Consider the following 14947-nt stretch of genomic DNA (forward strand, 5'->3'; position numbering starts at 1 on the left):
TCTCTTTCATGATTCGCTCTATTTTTATTTCTTTATTAATCCCATACCATGTAATTTTTCAGCAATTTGAACTGAATTTAAAGCTGCGCCTTTAATTAAGTTATCTGATACAACCCACATATGATATCCATTCTTCACATCTATATCTTGTCTAATTCTTCCAACAAATGTTTCTTTTTTACCTTCTGCTGTTAAAGGGGTAGGATACAATTGTATAGAGGGATCGTCTTGTAGTTCTATTCCTGGTGCTGATTGCAATGCTTCTTTTATACCAGAAACAGATGCTGATTCATCCTTTACTTCTATATAAACAGATTCTGAGTGACCAGATACTACAGGTACACGGACACAAGTAGCTGAAACTTTTATTTCGCTATCTGACATAATTTTTTTTGTTTCGTTTATCATTTTCCACTCTTCGAAAGTATATCCTTCTTGGGAAAATAAATCGATTTGCGGTAAAATATTAAACGAAATAGGATAATGTTTTTTATCCCCACCTGAAGGCAAGATAGTTGCTTCATAAGCTTCATTATTCAGCATTTGTTGAGCTTGATCTTTCATTTCTTTAACAGCAGCTATTCCAGCACCGCTAACTGCTTGATAAGTTGAAACAATAATTCGGCTTAAACCATATTTTTTACGAATAGGCTCTAATGCTACCATCATTTGGATAGTCGAACAATTAGGGTTTGCAATAATACCATTGTGCCCTTTTAACGCTTCAGGATTCACTTCTGGAACAACTAATGGAACTGTTGGATCCATGCGGTAAGCACTTGTATTATCGATAACGATTGCACCACGTTTAACCGCCTCTGGAGCAAATTGTTGTGAAATACTTCCGCCAGCACTAAACAAAGCAATGTCAACACCGTCAAATGATTCAGGAGTCGTCTCTTCAACTACTAATTCTAACCCATTTACCGTTATTTTTTTTCCTGCTGATCGTTTTGAAGCAAGAACTTTAATTTCGCGAATAGGTAGAGTTGAACTTTCTATCATTTCAATCATCTTTGTTCCAACCGCTCCGGTTGCACCGACTACAGCTATCGTATATTTGATCATTTGATTATTACCCCTTTTATAAAACTATTCATATTTATTTTTTATTTTTTATTTTTAATTTATCCTACAGACGTAACCAATGTACATTTTATCATAAATAGCGATAAAATCATACAGATGTAGATTATTCCCTTTGTTTTAAATTAAATTGAGCTAAATGTATAAGATTAGTGCTAAAATAAATAAGCACTTAAAAAAATAAAGAAAATAAAGGAGAAAAAATGAAAAACAAGAAAAAAATAGCTGTTTGGCTTACTTTAACACTCCTACTCTTAGTTACAATTGGATTCGTCACGCTTAAAAATCTTACCTATCAGCCCTCTTCTTTAGCGCTTGAAGCTGCAACCAATACTAGTTCCTATACTGTTGAAACAACAAATAATGTTGTTTATTTTAAACCAACAAAAAAACCCCTCAATAGTTCACTTATTTTCTATCAAGGTGCACTTGTTAATCAAAAGAGTTATAGTATTTGGGCTTCAAAGTTAGCATCTGAAGGATACCCAGTATATTTGGTTCATCATCCTTTTAATTTAGCTATTACAAATAAAAACAAAGCCAAAGATATTGTCGAAGAGTACGCCATTAAAGATTATATAATAGGTGGACATTCCCTAGGTGGCGTGATGGCCAGTCGATATGCTCACGATAAACAAAAGGACCCTACTATAGATAAAGGAAGTTTAAAAGGTATTTTCTTTTTAGCTAGTTATCCAGACAGTAACGGCAGTCTAAAAAATACTGATTTATCAGTTTTATCAGTAACCGGATCAAATGACGGTGTGTTAAATCAAGAATCTTATCTTGAAAGTAAAAAATTCTTACCAGATGATACATTGTACTCATCTATTGAAGGTGGAAACCATGCTGGATTTGGAAGTTATGGACCACAAAAAGGCGATAGTTCTGCTACTATTACCAATAAAGAACAGCAAAGAATCCTTTATTCGACTCTCTTTTCTTGGCTTAAGACATTCGGAAATTAAAAAATTTTATTCTTTGCAACTAAAAAGTAGACCTGCAATTACGATGCAAGTCTACTTTTTTGTTTAATCTTCTTTTTTCAATAAAGCTTTAACGGAAAGATTGATTCTTCCTTGCTTATCGATTTCAACAACTTTCACATCTAATACTTGCCCCATAGTTAAAACATCTTCTACTTTAGCTACTCGTTCATTAGCCAATTCAGAAATATGAGCTAGTCCATCTTTACCTTTAGCAATTTCAATAAAAGCACCGAATTTTTCAATTCGTTTTACTTTACCTGAGTAAACTTTGCCAATTTCAATATCTTTAGTTAATTCTTCGATAATTTCTTTTGCGCGCTTGATCATTGAAGCATCTTCTGAAGCAATACTAATTTTACCTTCTTGATCAATGTCAATTTTTACGCCAGTTTCTTCAATAATTGCATTGATTTGGTCTCCACCGCGGCCAATAACAACTTTGATTTTTTCTGGTTTAATTTGCATCATTTCAATCTTCGGTGCGTATTTGCTCAATTCTGCATGTGGCTCAGCGATGGTAGAAATCAGTTCATCTAAGATTTCTAAACGTGCTTTTTTAGCCTGGATCAAAGCTTCTTCTAAAATTTGAGGAGTAATTCCTTGAATTTTAATATCCATTTGTAAAGCTGTAATTCCATCTTTTGTTCCAGCAACTTTGAAATCCATATCGCCTAAGTGGTCTTCTAGTCCTTGAATATCAGTTAAGACCGTATAATTTTCGTCTTCCATCACAAGTCCCATAGCAATACCAGCTACTGGTGATTTAATTGGTACACCCGCATCCATTAAAGCCAAAGTTCCAGCACAAATACTTGCTTGAGATGAAGAACCATTTGATTCTAGTACTTCTGAAACTAAACGAATCATATATGGGAAATCTTCTTCATTAGGAATAACTTGTGCCAAAGCTCTCTCTCCAAGAGCTCCGTGTCCAATTTCACGACGTCCTGGTCCACGGCTAGGGCCAGTACTTCCAACTGAAAATTGGGGGAAATTATAATGATGAATAAATCTTTTACTTTCTTCAATCCCTAATCCATCAATGATTTGGTGTTCTCCAAGTGGAGCTAGAGTTGCAACAGTCAAAGCTTGTGTTTGCCCACGTGTGAACAGACCTGAACCGTGTGTTCTTGGCAATATACCAATCTCTGAAGATAATGAGCGTATCTCATCAATTTTACGGCCATCAGGACGAATTTTATCAACTGTAATTAAACGACGAACTTCGTCTTTTTCCAGATTTTCAACAATTGTTTTAATTTCTTTTTTAATGCGTCCAGCTTCTTCGTGATCTTGATATTTTTCACTGTAAAAAAGAATAGCTTCTTCTTTTACTGACTCAATATTTTCTTCACGAGCTAGCTTTTCTTCTGTTTTAATGGCTTTACTCATTTTTTCTTTATACGCATTCGTTACCTCTTCTTCAAGTTCTGAATCAATTTTTAATAAAGAAATACCGATTTTTTCTTTACCAACAGCTTGTTTAATTTCTTCTTGGAAGGTAACAAGCTCTTGAATAGCTGCGTGTCCAAATAATAAAGCACCTAACATATCTTCTTCAGATACTTCTTTTGCGCCACTCTCAACCATATTTATAGCAGAATTTGTGCCAGCAACTGTCAAATGAATATCAGAGATTGCTTCTTGTGCTACTGTAGGATTGATAATGTATTCTCCGTCAACACGACCCACATCAACACCTGCAATAGGTCCTGAAAAAGGAATATCTGAGATAACTAGAGATAATGACGAACCAAACATTGCTGAAAATGAGGGTGAACAATCTTTTTCAACTGACATAACTGTATTTGTTACTTGAACTTCATTACGGAAGCCATCAGCAAACATTGGACGAATCGGGCGATCAATTAATCGTGCCGTTAATGTGGCAGCTTCGCTTGGACGAGCTTCGCGTTTGATAAATCCGCCGGGGATTTTACCTACTGAATACATTTTTTCGTCATAATTTACAGTTAACGGGAAAAAATCTACGTCTTTTGCTTTTTTACTCGCTACTGCCGCTGATAATACTACTGTATCACCGTAACGAATCAATACTGCACCATTAGCTTGCTTTGCTAATTGTCCAACTTCAACGGTTAATGTACGTCCTGCCCATTCTTTAGTAAAAATTTGTTTTTCTGACATAAATGATTTTTCTCCTTTTTTTTCAAACTACTATTCATTTTTCCAAACAGACTACTAAACAAATGTCAATCTTCAAGCTATTAAAAACTCACATTTGTATAGTAGGATGGTTAATAGAACAAAGTTTGATTTTTTAAATTTCATTGGCTAAAATGTGCAAAAAATAAAGCGAGATTCCTACGAACCTCGCTTTATAGTAAGACAAACGTGTTTAACGACGTAAGCCTAGTCTTTGGATTAGTTCACTGTAGCGACTAGCATCTTTATTACGTAAGTATGCTAGTAAGTTACGACGGTGACCAATTTTTTTCATCAGTCCACGGTATGAATGATGATCTTTTTTGTGAATACGCGCGTGTTCGTTTAAGTGATTAATTTCTGCAGTTAATACAGCAACTTGTACTTCTGGAGAACCAGTATCTCCTTCGTGTGTTGCATATTCTCTCATAATCTCGTTCTTTCTTTCTTTAGAAATTGCCATTTCTAAACACCTCTTCCTTTTAATTTATCCTGTTACTGAGTAGACGTTGGTGAGTCGTTAAACCAAGTAAAGGATATATGTTTTACATTTACAAACTTTACATGATATCGCGAAGAAATGCAAGGATTAATTATTTAAAAATAGTTGCTATATTCTTAGTTTGATTAGCGCCTCTTTTTATTTATATTGAGCAGTCAATTCTAGAACAATGTCTCTTAAATTCGCAGCTTTTTCAAAATCAAGAGCTTTTGCTGCTTCATGCATTTCATTTTCCATATTTTTTATTAACTCTCTTCTTTCTTGTTTCGTCATCTTCGCTACTTTTTTAGAAGAAAGTCCTTCTTTAGCTTCACCTGGGACAGCCGTAGTAATAGATATTAGATCACGCACTTCTTTGATGATTGTTGTTGGTGTCATGTTGTGTTCTTTGTTGTAAGCTTTTTGCGTTTCACGACGTCTTTCTGTTTCTCCCATTGCAGCTTTCATTGAATCGGTTACTCGATCAGCATACATGATTACTCTCCCATTTTGGTTTCGTGCAGCTCGTCCAATCGTTTGAACTAATGCCCGCTCGCTTCTTAGGAAACCTTCTTTATCTGCATCAAGTATGGCTATTAAAGAAACCTCGGGTACATCAATACCTTCTCTCAATAAATTGATACCGATTAGTACATCATAAACACCCAAACGTAAGTCCCTTATGATTTCTGTTCTCTCTAGCGTCTTTATATCGCTATGAAGATAGGACACTTTTATACCTACTTCCTTTAAGTAATCTGTTAAATCTTCAGACATTTTTTTTGTTAATGTCGTAATAAAGGTTCGCTCATTATTTTCTACCCTTTTATTAATTTCATTAATTAAATCATCAATTTGTCCCTTGATTGGACGAACTTCAATTATTGGATCAAGTAGTCCGGTAGGACGAATAATTTGTTCTACTACTTCTGGAGTACGCTCTAATTCGTATGGTCCAGGTGTTGCAGAGATGTACATAATCTGATTCACATGTTCTTCAAACTCCCCTAAACGCAAGGGTCTATTATCCAAAGCACTAGGTAAACGGAATCCATATTCAATTAATCGCTCTTTTCTCGCTCTATCTCCATTATACATCCCTCTTATTTGAGACATAGTGATATGAGACTCGTCTATTACAATCATAAAATCTTCTGGGAAAAAATCTATTAATGTATAGGGTGGCTGACCAGATTTTCTGCCGTCCATATGTCTTGAATAGTTTTCAATCCCTGAGCAATAACCCATTTCTAAAAGCATTTCTAAATCATAATTGGTTCGTTGTTCTAGACGCTGAGCTTCAATTAGCTTATCTTCTGCACGTAAAACTCTTAATCGATCTTCCAATTCTTTTTGAATCGTTATGACTGCATTTCTTGTTTGTTCATCGTTTGCGACAAAGTGGGTAGCTGGAAATACAGGTACGTGTTGAACTTCAGCTTTAACTTCCCCAGTCAAAACATCTACTTCGGTAATACGGTCTATTTCATCTCCAAAAAATTCTACACGCACAGCATCTCTATCTCTAGAAGCTAAAAAAATTTCAACAACATCGCCACGAACTCTAAAATTACCACGTTGAAAATCAATATCATTTCGTTCAAACTGCATATCTACTAGGCGACGTAACATATCGTCTCTTTTCATTTCTGTTCCAACTCGCAATGACAAAACATGATCTCGATAATCTACTGGGTTTACCAAGCCAAAAATACAAGACACAGAAGCCACTACAATAACATCTCGACGTTCTAGTAGCGAACTCGTAGCAGAATGCCGTAGTTTATCGATTTCATCATTCACACTAGATTCTTTTTCAATAAATGTATCACTAGAAGGAACATAAGCTTCCGGTTGATAGTAGTCATAGTAACTGACAAAATACTCTACCGCATTGTCAGGGAAGAACTCTTTAAATTCGCCATACAACTGGCCTGCTAGCGTTTTATTGTGCGCAATAACTAACGTTGGTTTGTTTACTTCTTGAATAACATTGGATACTGTAAATGTTTTACCAGTCCCTGTTGCTCCTAATAAGGTCTGCTCTTTTTTTCCTTCTTCAATCCCTTTAACTAATTCTTTAATGGCATTGGGCTGATCTCCACCAGGTACATAATTAGATACTAATTTAAATTGATCTTTTTCCATTTTGCTTCACATCCAGTTTCTTGAATTTTTCATATAAACTAATTATGCGCACACTTAACCGCTCTATTTTACCATTGAACGTACGTTCTTACAATAATAAGGAACTTTACTCCTTTCTTTCTTTTGAGAGGAACGTGTTATTTTAAATTGACTAATTTTTTGTATCCAATAAACCAGTAAGTTACTCGTGCTACTCAAAATAACTTTATTTTTCAAGGAATCTATGCTACAATGATTATGTATTAAAAGTAAGTATGTAGTTTTATATAAAATAGTTTTAAAGAAATTTATTCGCACTGGCACAGTTTTAGAACTGTAAGGACATAAAAGAGGTTGGGTTTATGTTGTCTAAATGAGAAATCAATTAATATAATTTAACTAGTATTTTCCCCGAATAACTTTATAAATATTTATTTTTAATTAGAAAGCCACTCCATTGCGGAGTGGCTTTCGTCAATTTTATAGACAAAAAAACCACAAACACAATAAATCATGTTTGTGGTCTTCACAAAAAGTAAGTTAACTACAATATCTTATTTAGCTAATTTAGCTGTTAAACGAGATTTATCACGGTTAGCTTTATTTTTATGAATCAATCCTTTAGATGCAGCCATGTCAATAGCTCTGATTGCTTGTTTGTGTAAAGCTTCAGTACTTTCGTCACCAGCTTCATTAGCTTGAACGAATTTTTTGATAGCTGTACGCATAGCACTCTTTTGAACGTTATTTTCTAAAGCAGATTTTTCTGAAGTACGAACGCGTTTGATTGCAGATTCGATGTTTGGCATTTGATTCACCCCACTTTCAATTAATTACAACTTAAAATAGATTATTCCAGTTGTTTCCCACGTTAATCATTATACATAATGACCAGACCTATTGCAATATAAACTGTAAAGTTTTTTTACTTGATAGTCTGCAAAATTATATTCTTTAAACCATTGAATGATTACTAGCAAATTGTAAAATAAATAATTCGAATTGCATTTCTCTTTTACCTTGACCTGTTTTCAGACGATATTCTGTTTCAATTAATCCACTATAAGCATCGGATAAAACCTTTTTACTGAATGGACGCATATGTTGGATACTCAACTTAATTCTGTATGGATGAACTTTTAACATTTTGGCTATATCCCCTTGCTGATAACCTTTTTTTTCAAGTGTTTTCACTTGGAGCAACAGTCTAAATTGAGAGGTCATAATTGCATTAATTTTAATAGGATCTTCTTTTTGAAGCAATAAATCATGATACAACTCTAAAGCTGGACCTACTTTTTTCTTCAGTACATAGTCATTAAGAGAAAAAATATTTTGTTCAAGTGATTTCGTTATTAATTCTGAAACAGCTTCTTTGGTAATTCTTTTTTTATCCTGCCCAAATAAGATTAATTTAGGCAATTCAGACATTGCTACCGAAAGATTTGCATCCGTTAATTGAACAAACAATTCAAAAGCTTCAGAAGATACCGTAAAATCTTCGTTTTCAATCGTTGTTTTTAAATAACTTCTCATTTCTTTTTCTGATAAAGTCGTTGTTTCGATAATAACCGCATTTTTCTTTAATAGTTTACTTATTTTCTTTCTTTCATCTAACTTTTCATAAGGAGCAAAAATAACTAAAGTAGTCGTTTCAGAAGGTTTTAGTAAATAATTTTCGAACCACTTCATATCGTGTTCAAGTTTAGCCTTACTTTTATCTCCAGTTAAAAAAAGTGGATGATCAACAATAACTAGTCTTCTTTCTCCGAAAAAAGGAATCGATTCTGCATCTTCTAATGCTGTGCCTAAAGGAACTTCACCCAAATCATAAATACCTAGATTTAAGTCAATTTCATCCTCTTTTAAAATAGAATAAATAAACGTCTCTCTGAGCGTCCGATTTAAATAAGATTCTGTTCCTAAAACTAAATAAACTGAGCTAATTTGATTGTTTCGTAGTTTTGCAACTTCTTTTGAAAAATTCAACGCACAACACCACTTTCTTGTCCTTTATACATGGTACAAAGCTTAATTAAATATTGCAAGCTCAATCAATCTTTTTCTTTAAAAATCGTATAAAAAGACTCTTTATATTTATTTTCCCCTATTTTTATGTGGCTGAAATGAATAGCTCCATTTATGTCTGTTCGATAGATTTGGCTAGTTTGAATTCGATTAAGTACTTCTGAATTTGGATGATTGTAGCGGTTATTCACCCCACAAGAAATCAATGCATGCTTTGGCTGAATAGAATCAATGAAATTCTGACTAGTAGATGTTTGGCTTCCATGGTGAGCTACTTTTAAAACATCTACTTTTAAATTTGGATATCGTTGAATTAATTGGTTCTCTCCCTCTTCAATATCTCCTGTAAATAACCAAAAATATGATCCTATTTTTCCGTATAAAACCATAGAATCATTATTTTCTCCTTTCCCTGAAGAAGGTGGCCATAATACAGCTAATGTCGAATTAATAAATGTTGTTTTTTCCTCTGACGCAATAACTTCATGAATGAGTGTCTCAGAGCCAGCTATCTTTGAAACAGTCTTTTGAAAGGATGGCTTATTTAGTGTTCCTGCTGGAAAAATTAGTTCTTTTACTTTAATGGATTGTGTCAAATCTAGTAATGCACCACAGTGATCCTCATCTCCATGAGAAATCAGTACTTGATCTAAACTCGCTATCCCTTGCGATTTTAGCGTTGGTATTACTACTCGTTTGGCTAGTGAAGGAGGATTCTTTTTTTTTTGCCATTCTTTTGTCTCAAAAGCTATAGAACCTCCAGTATCAATTAGATAGTTGCCTCTTCCAAATGATTTTTTTATTATTATCGAATCTCCTTGCCCTACATCGACTACAACTACTTTATCGAAAGGAGAATAACGTTGATAGCTGCTAAAAAGAATGAACGAGATAATTAATAAAATAGTGCTGAATACTCTTTTATTTATAATATTTCTATTTATCTCTAACGTTAAAATAAAATAAATTAAAGAACAAATAAAAACTAGCATTAAAAAAAGTGGAACTCTGCCAGTAACAATTGTGATAAAAGGTAGCTCGCTAATCATCTCTGCTATTTTTTCAATAATAGTTAACAATTTTTCAATACTTATCACGCTGTATTGAAAAAGTGAACTTTGGTAAAAAATAAAAGATACTATCAATAAAACAATAAAAATTGGCAACAATAGCCAAGTAAATAAAGGGACGAAAAGAAGATTAGCAAAAATCCCAATCCAAGAAAATTCAAAAAAATGATAGGACAATATTGGAATAGATACTAACATAAGGATAAAAGAAATAATAAAGTTCGTAACAATAGGTAATTTCGAAACGGTAAAATAGGTTTGTGAGAGAATCAGTAATACTAAACTTAGAAGATAGCTTAATTGAAAGCCTACTGAAAATAATTGATAAGGATCAATAAGAATAGCAGATAATAATGTCCATGACCAAACATCTAGACTGGAAACAACTTTTTTAAAATGACTACAAGTTAATAAAATTAACGACATCACAATTGCTCGATAGACACTTGTACCCCAGCCAGTCAAATTTCCATAAAAAGGCAAAACAATCAACATAATATAAAACGTTGTCTCTTTAGTCACTCCCATTCGCCACAACAAATAAACTAAACCCGTCAAAAAAAATTGAATATGTAATCCTGAGATACTCAGTAAATGAATGATCCCTATTTCTTTAAACTGTTGGATAGTTGTTTTATCAAGAGAATTTAAATCAGCAAAAAGGAGTGTTTTCATGTATTGAGAGACTTTCAGTGTAAATTTCTTATCAAGCTGTTTTAATAAAGCCATTCTCATATTCGCTGGCTTTAATTTAGTAAAAAAAGTAGATTTCGGTTGATACAACGATTGGATTGTTTCAGCTTTTAAAATCCAATGTACTTTTTTACGTTTTAAAAATGTTTGATAATTAAATTGATTTTGATTCCGATTCTTCTCTGGCTGTTCTAAATTACCTGAAATCGTAACAGTAACTATCGTGGTTTGTGCTTCCCAAATCTTTTTTTCTTTTATCGAATTAAGTGTGTAAAAAACAACCAGTTTTTCGGCTACTGGTAATATATTAGCTGATTTGTCAGTCGTTCCGTAAAACTGTAGTTGATCACCATCTATTTTTATTTCATCTGGTTTAATAATTACTGTAAAATTTTTATCTTCAGTAGTTAATTTAGTTTGATTTGTCCACTGATGAACGTTTGTAACCAAAATAACCAAAAAGGATAAGACTAGTGAGCCAACGATTAACGTTAATCTTTTAGTCTTATATAGACGCAACAAGAAAATAAGATACATTATAACTGCTAGCCAATGCATTGTTGTTAAAACGATTAGTGAACTTATTAAACCAAGTATCGCTGGAAACAAGAAATAACTCCTCATTTTTAATTAACGATTGATTCTGTCTACAGCAATTTTTTTTAATAAAACCATTGGCTTAAAATTTTAATTCTTTAAAAAAGTTTTCTGATAGAAAAACTTTTTCGCATTGAACGTGGGCTTGTTCAATTAAATTTAATGCGTATTCATTATTGTGATAATCTTCCAAATAATATATTTTTTTGATTCCTGCTTGAAGAATCATTTTAGTACATTGAAGACAAGGAAAGTGAGTAACATATATTTCCGCACCTTCTGTTTGAACACCAAATTTTGCACATTGTAGGATAGCATTCATTTCCGCATGGATTGTACGAATACAGTGGCCGTCTACCACGTAGCACCCTTCATCAATACAATGCTTGTCCCCACTTACAGAGCCATTGTAGCCACCAGCAATAATTCGTTTCTCTCTTACTATCGTAGCTCCAACAGTTAGTCTAGTACAGGTACTTCTTAAAGAAAGCAATAAGCTTTGTGACATAAAATATTGATTCCATGGAATTCTTTCTGCCATCACTCGTTCCTCCAATTTAATTCCATTAAATAATTATTAATCGGTTCATTTAATAAACATTTCTATTAGTATACAAAAGCTTTTCTATGTTTTCAATCTTTCGTTAAAAAATAATTAATCTGTGCCCACACTAATAAATTCAGCCAACGCTTCAAATGTTTTATCGCCAATGCCAGAAACTTCTTTTAATTCTTCCACAGCTTTAAATGAACCTTTTTCTTGCCTATATTGTAAAATACGTTCAGCTTTTTTTTCACCAATCCCAGATAGTGTTTGTAATTCACTTATATCTGCAGTGTTAATGTTTACTTTACCTGTCTGTGTCTCGTTTGATTCACTTGATGGACTACTCACCACTGGCAGCTCTTCTTCACTTTCATTTGTACCTATACTCGATTTTTCTACTCCTATCGCCGGTATTGTAATCATCATTTGATCTGTTAGCTTTTGAGAAAGATTAACCATACTTTGATCAGCTGTTGGCAAGAAACCACCTGCTAAAATAATAACATCTGTTAAACGTGTTTCTGAATTTATTTCATAGACTCCTGGTAATTGAACAGCACCCTTGATATCAACAAAAATAGAGGTATCTATAACTTTTTCTTGCTTGCTTTTACTTTCATTTCCATCTGAAACGATGCTACTTTGGAGCGAGGAAGCATGACTTATATAAAAATCAGTTAAAGATTCATCTAGCTGGTCAGTTGTTTCTGATTCAGAAATAAGACTAAAAACCAAAAAGAAGATAATAAACAGGCAAGTAACAATTAAACTAATCGCTATCATTGATTTTCTTTTTACTAATTCTATTTTAATTTTTTCAATCATTTAGCACCACCTCCTCTGTATTTATCGTATCTACTAAAATTATCCGCAATCATTTAGCTTTAACTTTATTATTTATTATTAATCTCGTTTTTCTATTAACTTTTGATAAAAAAATAAAACACACTCTCAGACTGCTAAGTCTTAGGAAGTGTGCTTTATTTTAATTGATTTAAATAGTTGATAGCATCTTGATATTGTTTAACGGGAATAATTTTCATTTCAGTATCTATTTTTTTAGCAACTTTTAAAGCTTCTTCATAATTTGATTGTACGTTCGGATAATTTTTTTTAATAACTGGATCAATAGAATCATCTGGCGCAAAAAAGATAGTTGCTCCTTCTTTACTAGCCGCTACAACTTTTTTATCAATCCCGCCAATTCGTCCAATTGTTCCATCAGGTGAAATTGTACCTGTTCCGGCAATCTCAGTGCCTTTACGTAAATCTTGCTTAGTTAATTGCTCATATATTTGGAGAGTATACATAAATCCTGCAGAAGGCCCTCCGATATCATCTGAATCAATAGAAACAGGTATATCTGTTTCTATTGAGGTATGATCAACTAAACTAATACCTAAACCGGGTGTTTTAGTTTGTTCTATTTCTATTAAAGGAGCAGAAATAGTATTCACTTTATTCTCTCGTTGGTACGTAACCGCAATATCTTGTCCAGGACTTTTACTTTTTACGTAGTCGATGAATTCAGCAGAACTTTTAAATTTTTGACCATCTAATGCCGTTACTGTATCTCCAACAAATAGTTTTCCAGAAAAATTTGAATCTGGTAAAATAGACATAACATAAATTCCTTTATAGGTTAATTTATACTCTTCATTTGCCGTCTTATACGCTAACTCAATAGCTGCATTAACTGAGCTATCCATATAATACTTTTGTAAATTATCATACTCTTCACTTGATTCTGTTGTACCAAATAGTTCTTTTTTAGTCACTCCTTCATGAAAAGGCAAGTATTTTGTAAAGTAACTTACAGGTGTAGCTCTACGAATTGAAACGGTCGTTAACATAAAACTTCCTGGATTTTCATCAACTTTATCATTAACTTCAATTAATTCATTTAATCGAACTGCTGAGCCTGGCGCTTCAATATAGTAAGGGAGAGGAACAGTCAATCCTAAAACAAGGAATAGAGTCGCGACAAATAAAATAATGGTTTTACTATTTTTTATTTTTTTCATTATAATCACCCTTACATAGCAGCTATTCTAAGAGTTTTCAGTTTCTTTTTTTAGGTAAGCATACTTTTTTTTAATCGCTTTATCGACATCAAGTGGCACTAATTTAGAAACATCTCCACCGAAAAAAGAGACCTCTTTAATTAAACTTGAGCTTAGAAATCGATGTTGTTGCGAGGCCATTAAAATAATGGTCTCAATTTCTAAATTTTGCGTTTTGTTCATAGCAGCAATATTCATTTCATATTCAAAATCTTCAGCATTGCGTAATCCTCTAATCAGTACGTTTGCTCCAACTTTTTTAGCTAAATCTACTGTCAAACCCGTTGTATGTTCGATGATGGAAACATTTTTCAACTGCTTAGTTGCCGATTGTATTAATTGTATTTTTTCATTTACATCGAATAAATTCTTTTTAGACGTATTCGTTGCTACAGCAATAAAAAGATGATCAAATAATTTAGCAGAACGTTCAATTGTATCAACGTGCCCATTTGTTAACGGATCAAAACTTCCTGGGAATAGTGCATTCTTGACCATTTTAAAAAGCTCCTTCACTAAAAACTTCATACAATACTATTTTACTTGCTCCATAAACCGTCGATCTAAACTGTTTTGCTCCACTAATTTTGTCTGGTAAATCAATTTTCCGTCCAACTTCACAAACAATTACTGCTTTATCTGCTAAAAGATTTAAAGAAAGAATTTTTTCAAGTTGTTTAACAATCTCCTGTTCAAAATAAGGCGGGTCTATAAAAAGTAAATCAAACGGGCTATTTTTAGTTGCTAACATTTCAATAGCCCGGTTCGCATCACTTCGGTAAACATCAAATTTGGTCATTTCTTTAGTCATTTCAATATTTTCTTTTATTATTTTAATCGCTGTTGTATCTTTATCGACCAATACTGCATGGTCCATTCCTCTAGAAATAGCCTCGATAGATAAACCACCACTACCTGCAAATAAATCCAAACATCTTCCACCATCAAAGTAAGGTCCAATAATATTAAAAATAGATTCTTTTACTTTATCGGACGTTGGCCTAGTATTTTCACCAGGAGCAGATTTCAACTTTCTTCCACCATAGTCACCAGAAATTACTCTCATTAAAGAATACCAACTTTCTTTTCTTTTTTTTTCT

The 14947-nt window shown here is 33.1% G+C and carries 13 protein-coding genes; 1 reads left to right on the top strand and 12 read right to left on the bottom strand.

Going from position 1 to position 14947, the window contains the following annotated elements; all coding sequences use genetic code 11:
* Nucleotides 1-24 precede the first annotated feature (24 nt).
* Nucleotides 25-1068: an aspartate-semialdehyde dehydrogenase gene (locus tag B9Y54_RS10430; protein ID WP_085560175.1), complete on the bottom strand. Its 1044-nt coding sequence runs from the start codon at nt 1066-1068 to the stop codon at nt 25-27.
* Between the two features lie 221 nt (nt 1069-1289).
* Here B9Y54_RS10430 and B9Y54_RS10435 point away from each other — a divergent pair, with 221 nt between their 5' ends.
* Nucleotides 1290-2054, top strand: coding sequence for an alpha/beta hydrolase (locus B9Y54_RS10435; protein ID WP_085560176.1), 765 nt, complete (start codon nt 1290-1292; stop codon nt 2052-2054).
* A 63-nt stretch (nt 2055-2117) separates the two neighbouring features.
* Here B9Y54_RS10435 and pnp read toward each other — a convergent pair whose 3' ends face one another.
* The 11 genes from pnp to rsmD all read right to left on the bottom strand — a co-directional run bounded on the left by pnp (nt 2118) and on the right by rsmD (nt 14913).
* A complete protein-coding gene (gene pnp, locus B9Y54_RS10440; protein WP_085560177.1) occupies nt 2118-4223 on the bottom strand; it encodes a polyribonucleotide nucleotidyltransferase in 2106 nt (701 codons plus the stop codon).
* Nucleotides 4224-4434: 211 nt separating this feature from the next.
* Nucleotides 4435-4704 carry a 30S ribosomal protein S15 gene (rpsO, locus tag B9Y54_RS10445; RefSeq protein ID WP_085560178.1) on the bottom strand — a complete coding sequence of 90 codons (270 nt, stop codon included), beginning with the start codon at nt 4702-4704 and terminating at the stop codon, nt 4435-4437.
* Between the two features lie 177 nt (nt 4705-4881).
* The gene (gene uvrB, locus B9Y54_RS10450) at nt 4882-6870 is read right to left on the bottom strand and encodes an excinuclease ABC subunit UvrB (RefSeq protein ID WP_085560179.1); all 1989 of its coding nucleotides are present in this window, start codon (nt 6868-6870) and stop codon (nt 4882-4884) included.
* Nucleotides 6871-7403: 533 nt separating this feature from the next.
* Nucleotides 7404-7658: a 30S ribosomal protein S20 gene (rpsT, locus tag B9Y54_RS10455; protein ID WP_085560180.1), complete on the bottom strand. Its 255-nt coding sequence runs from the start codon at nt 7656-7658 to the stop codon at nt 7404-7406.
* A gap of 145 nt (nt 7659-7803) precedes the next feature.
* Nucleotides 7804-8838 carry a DNA polymerase III subunit delta gene (gene holA, locus B9Y54_RS10460; RefSeq protein ID WP_085560181.1) on the bottom strand — a complete coding sequence of 345 codons (1035 nt, stop codon included), beginning with the start codon at nt 8836-8838 and terminating at the stop codon, nt 7804-7806.
* A 65-nt stretch (nt 8839-8903) separates the two neighbouring features.
* Entirely contained in the window at nt 8904-11249 is a 2346-nt protein-coding gene (locus B9Y54_RS10465) for a DNA internalization-related competence protein ComEC/Rec2 (RefSeq protein WP_234987904.1), read from the bottom strand.
* 70 nt (nt 11250-11319) lie between these two features.
* A complete protein-coding gene (locus tag B9Y54_RS10470; protein ID WP_085560183.1) occupies nt 11320-11778 on the bottom strand; it encodes a ComE operon protein 2 in 459 nt (152 codons plus the stop codon).
* 114 nt (nt 11779-11892) lie between these two features.
* Nucleotides 11893-12609 carry a ComEA family DNA-binding protein gene (locus B9Y54_RS10475; RefSeq protein ID WP_090005079.1) on the bottom strand — a complete coding sequence of 239 codons (717 nt, stop codon included), beginning with the start codon at nt 12607-12609 and terminating at the stop codon, nt 11893-11895.
* A 155-nt stretch (nt 12610-12764) separates the two neighbouring features.
* Nucleotides 12765-13808 (bottom strand): SepM family pheromone-processing serine protease, encoded by a 1044-nt coding sequence (locus B9Y54_RS10480; protein WP_085560184.1) that lies wholly within the window; start codon nt 13806-13808, stop codon nt 12765-12767.
* Nucleotides 13809-13835: 27 nt separating this feature from the next.
* Nucleotides 13836-14345, bottom strand: a complete 510-nt coding sequence (coaD, locus tag B9Y54_RS10485) for a pantetheine-phosphate adenylyltransferase (RefSeq protein ID WP_085560185.1) — start codon at nt 14343-14345, stop codon at nt 13836-13838.
* Nucleotide 14346: 1 nt separating this feature from the next.
* A complete protein-coding gene (gene rsmD, locus B9Y54_RS10490) occupies nt 14347-14913 on the bottom strand; it encodes a 16S rRNA (guanine(966)-N(2))-methyltransferase RsmD (protein WP_085560186.1) in 567 nt (188 codons plus the stop codon).
* Nucleotides 14914-14947 lie beyond the last annotated feature (34 nt).

The sequence above is a fragment of the Carnobacterium iners genome (genome assembly GCF_900177385.1).
GTDB classification, from domain to species: Bacteria; Bacillota; Bacilli; order Lactobacillales; family Carnobacteriaceae; genus Carnobacterium_A; species Carnobacterium_A iners.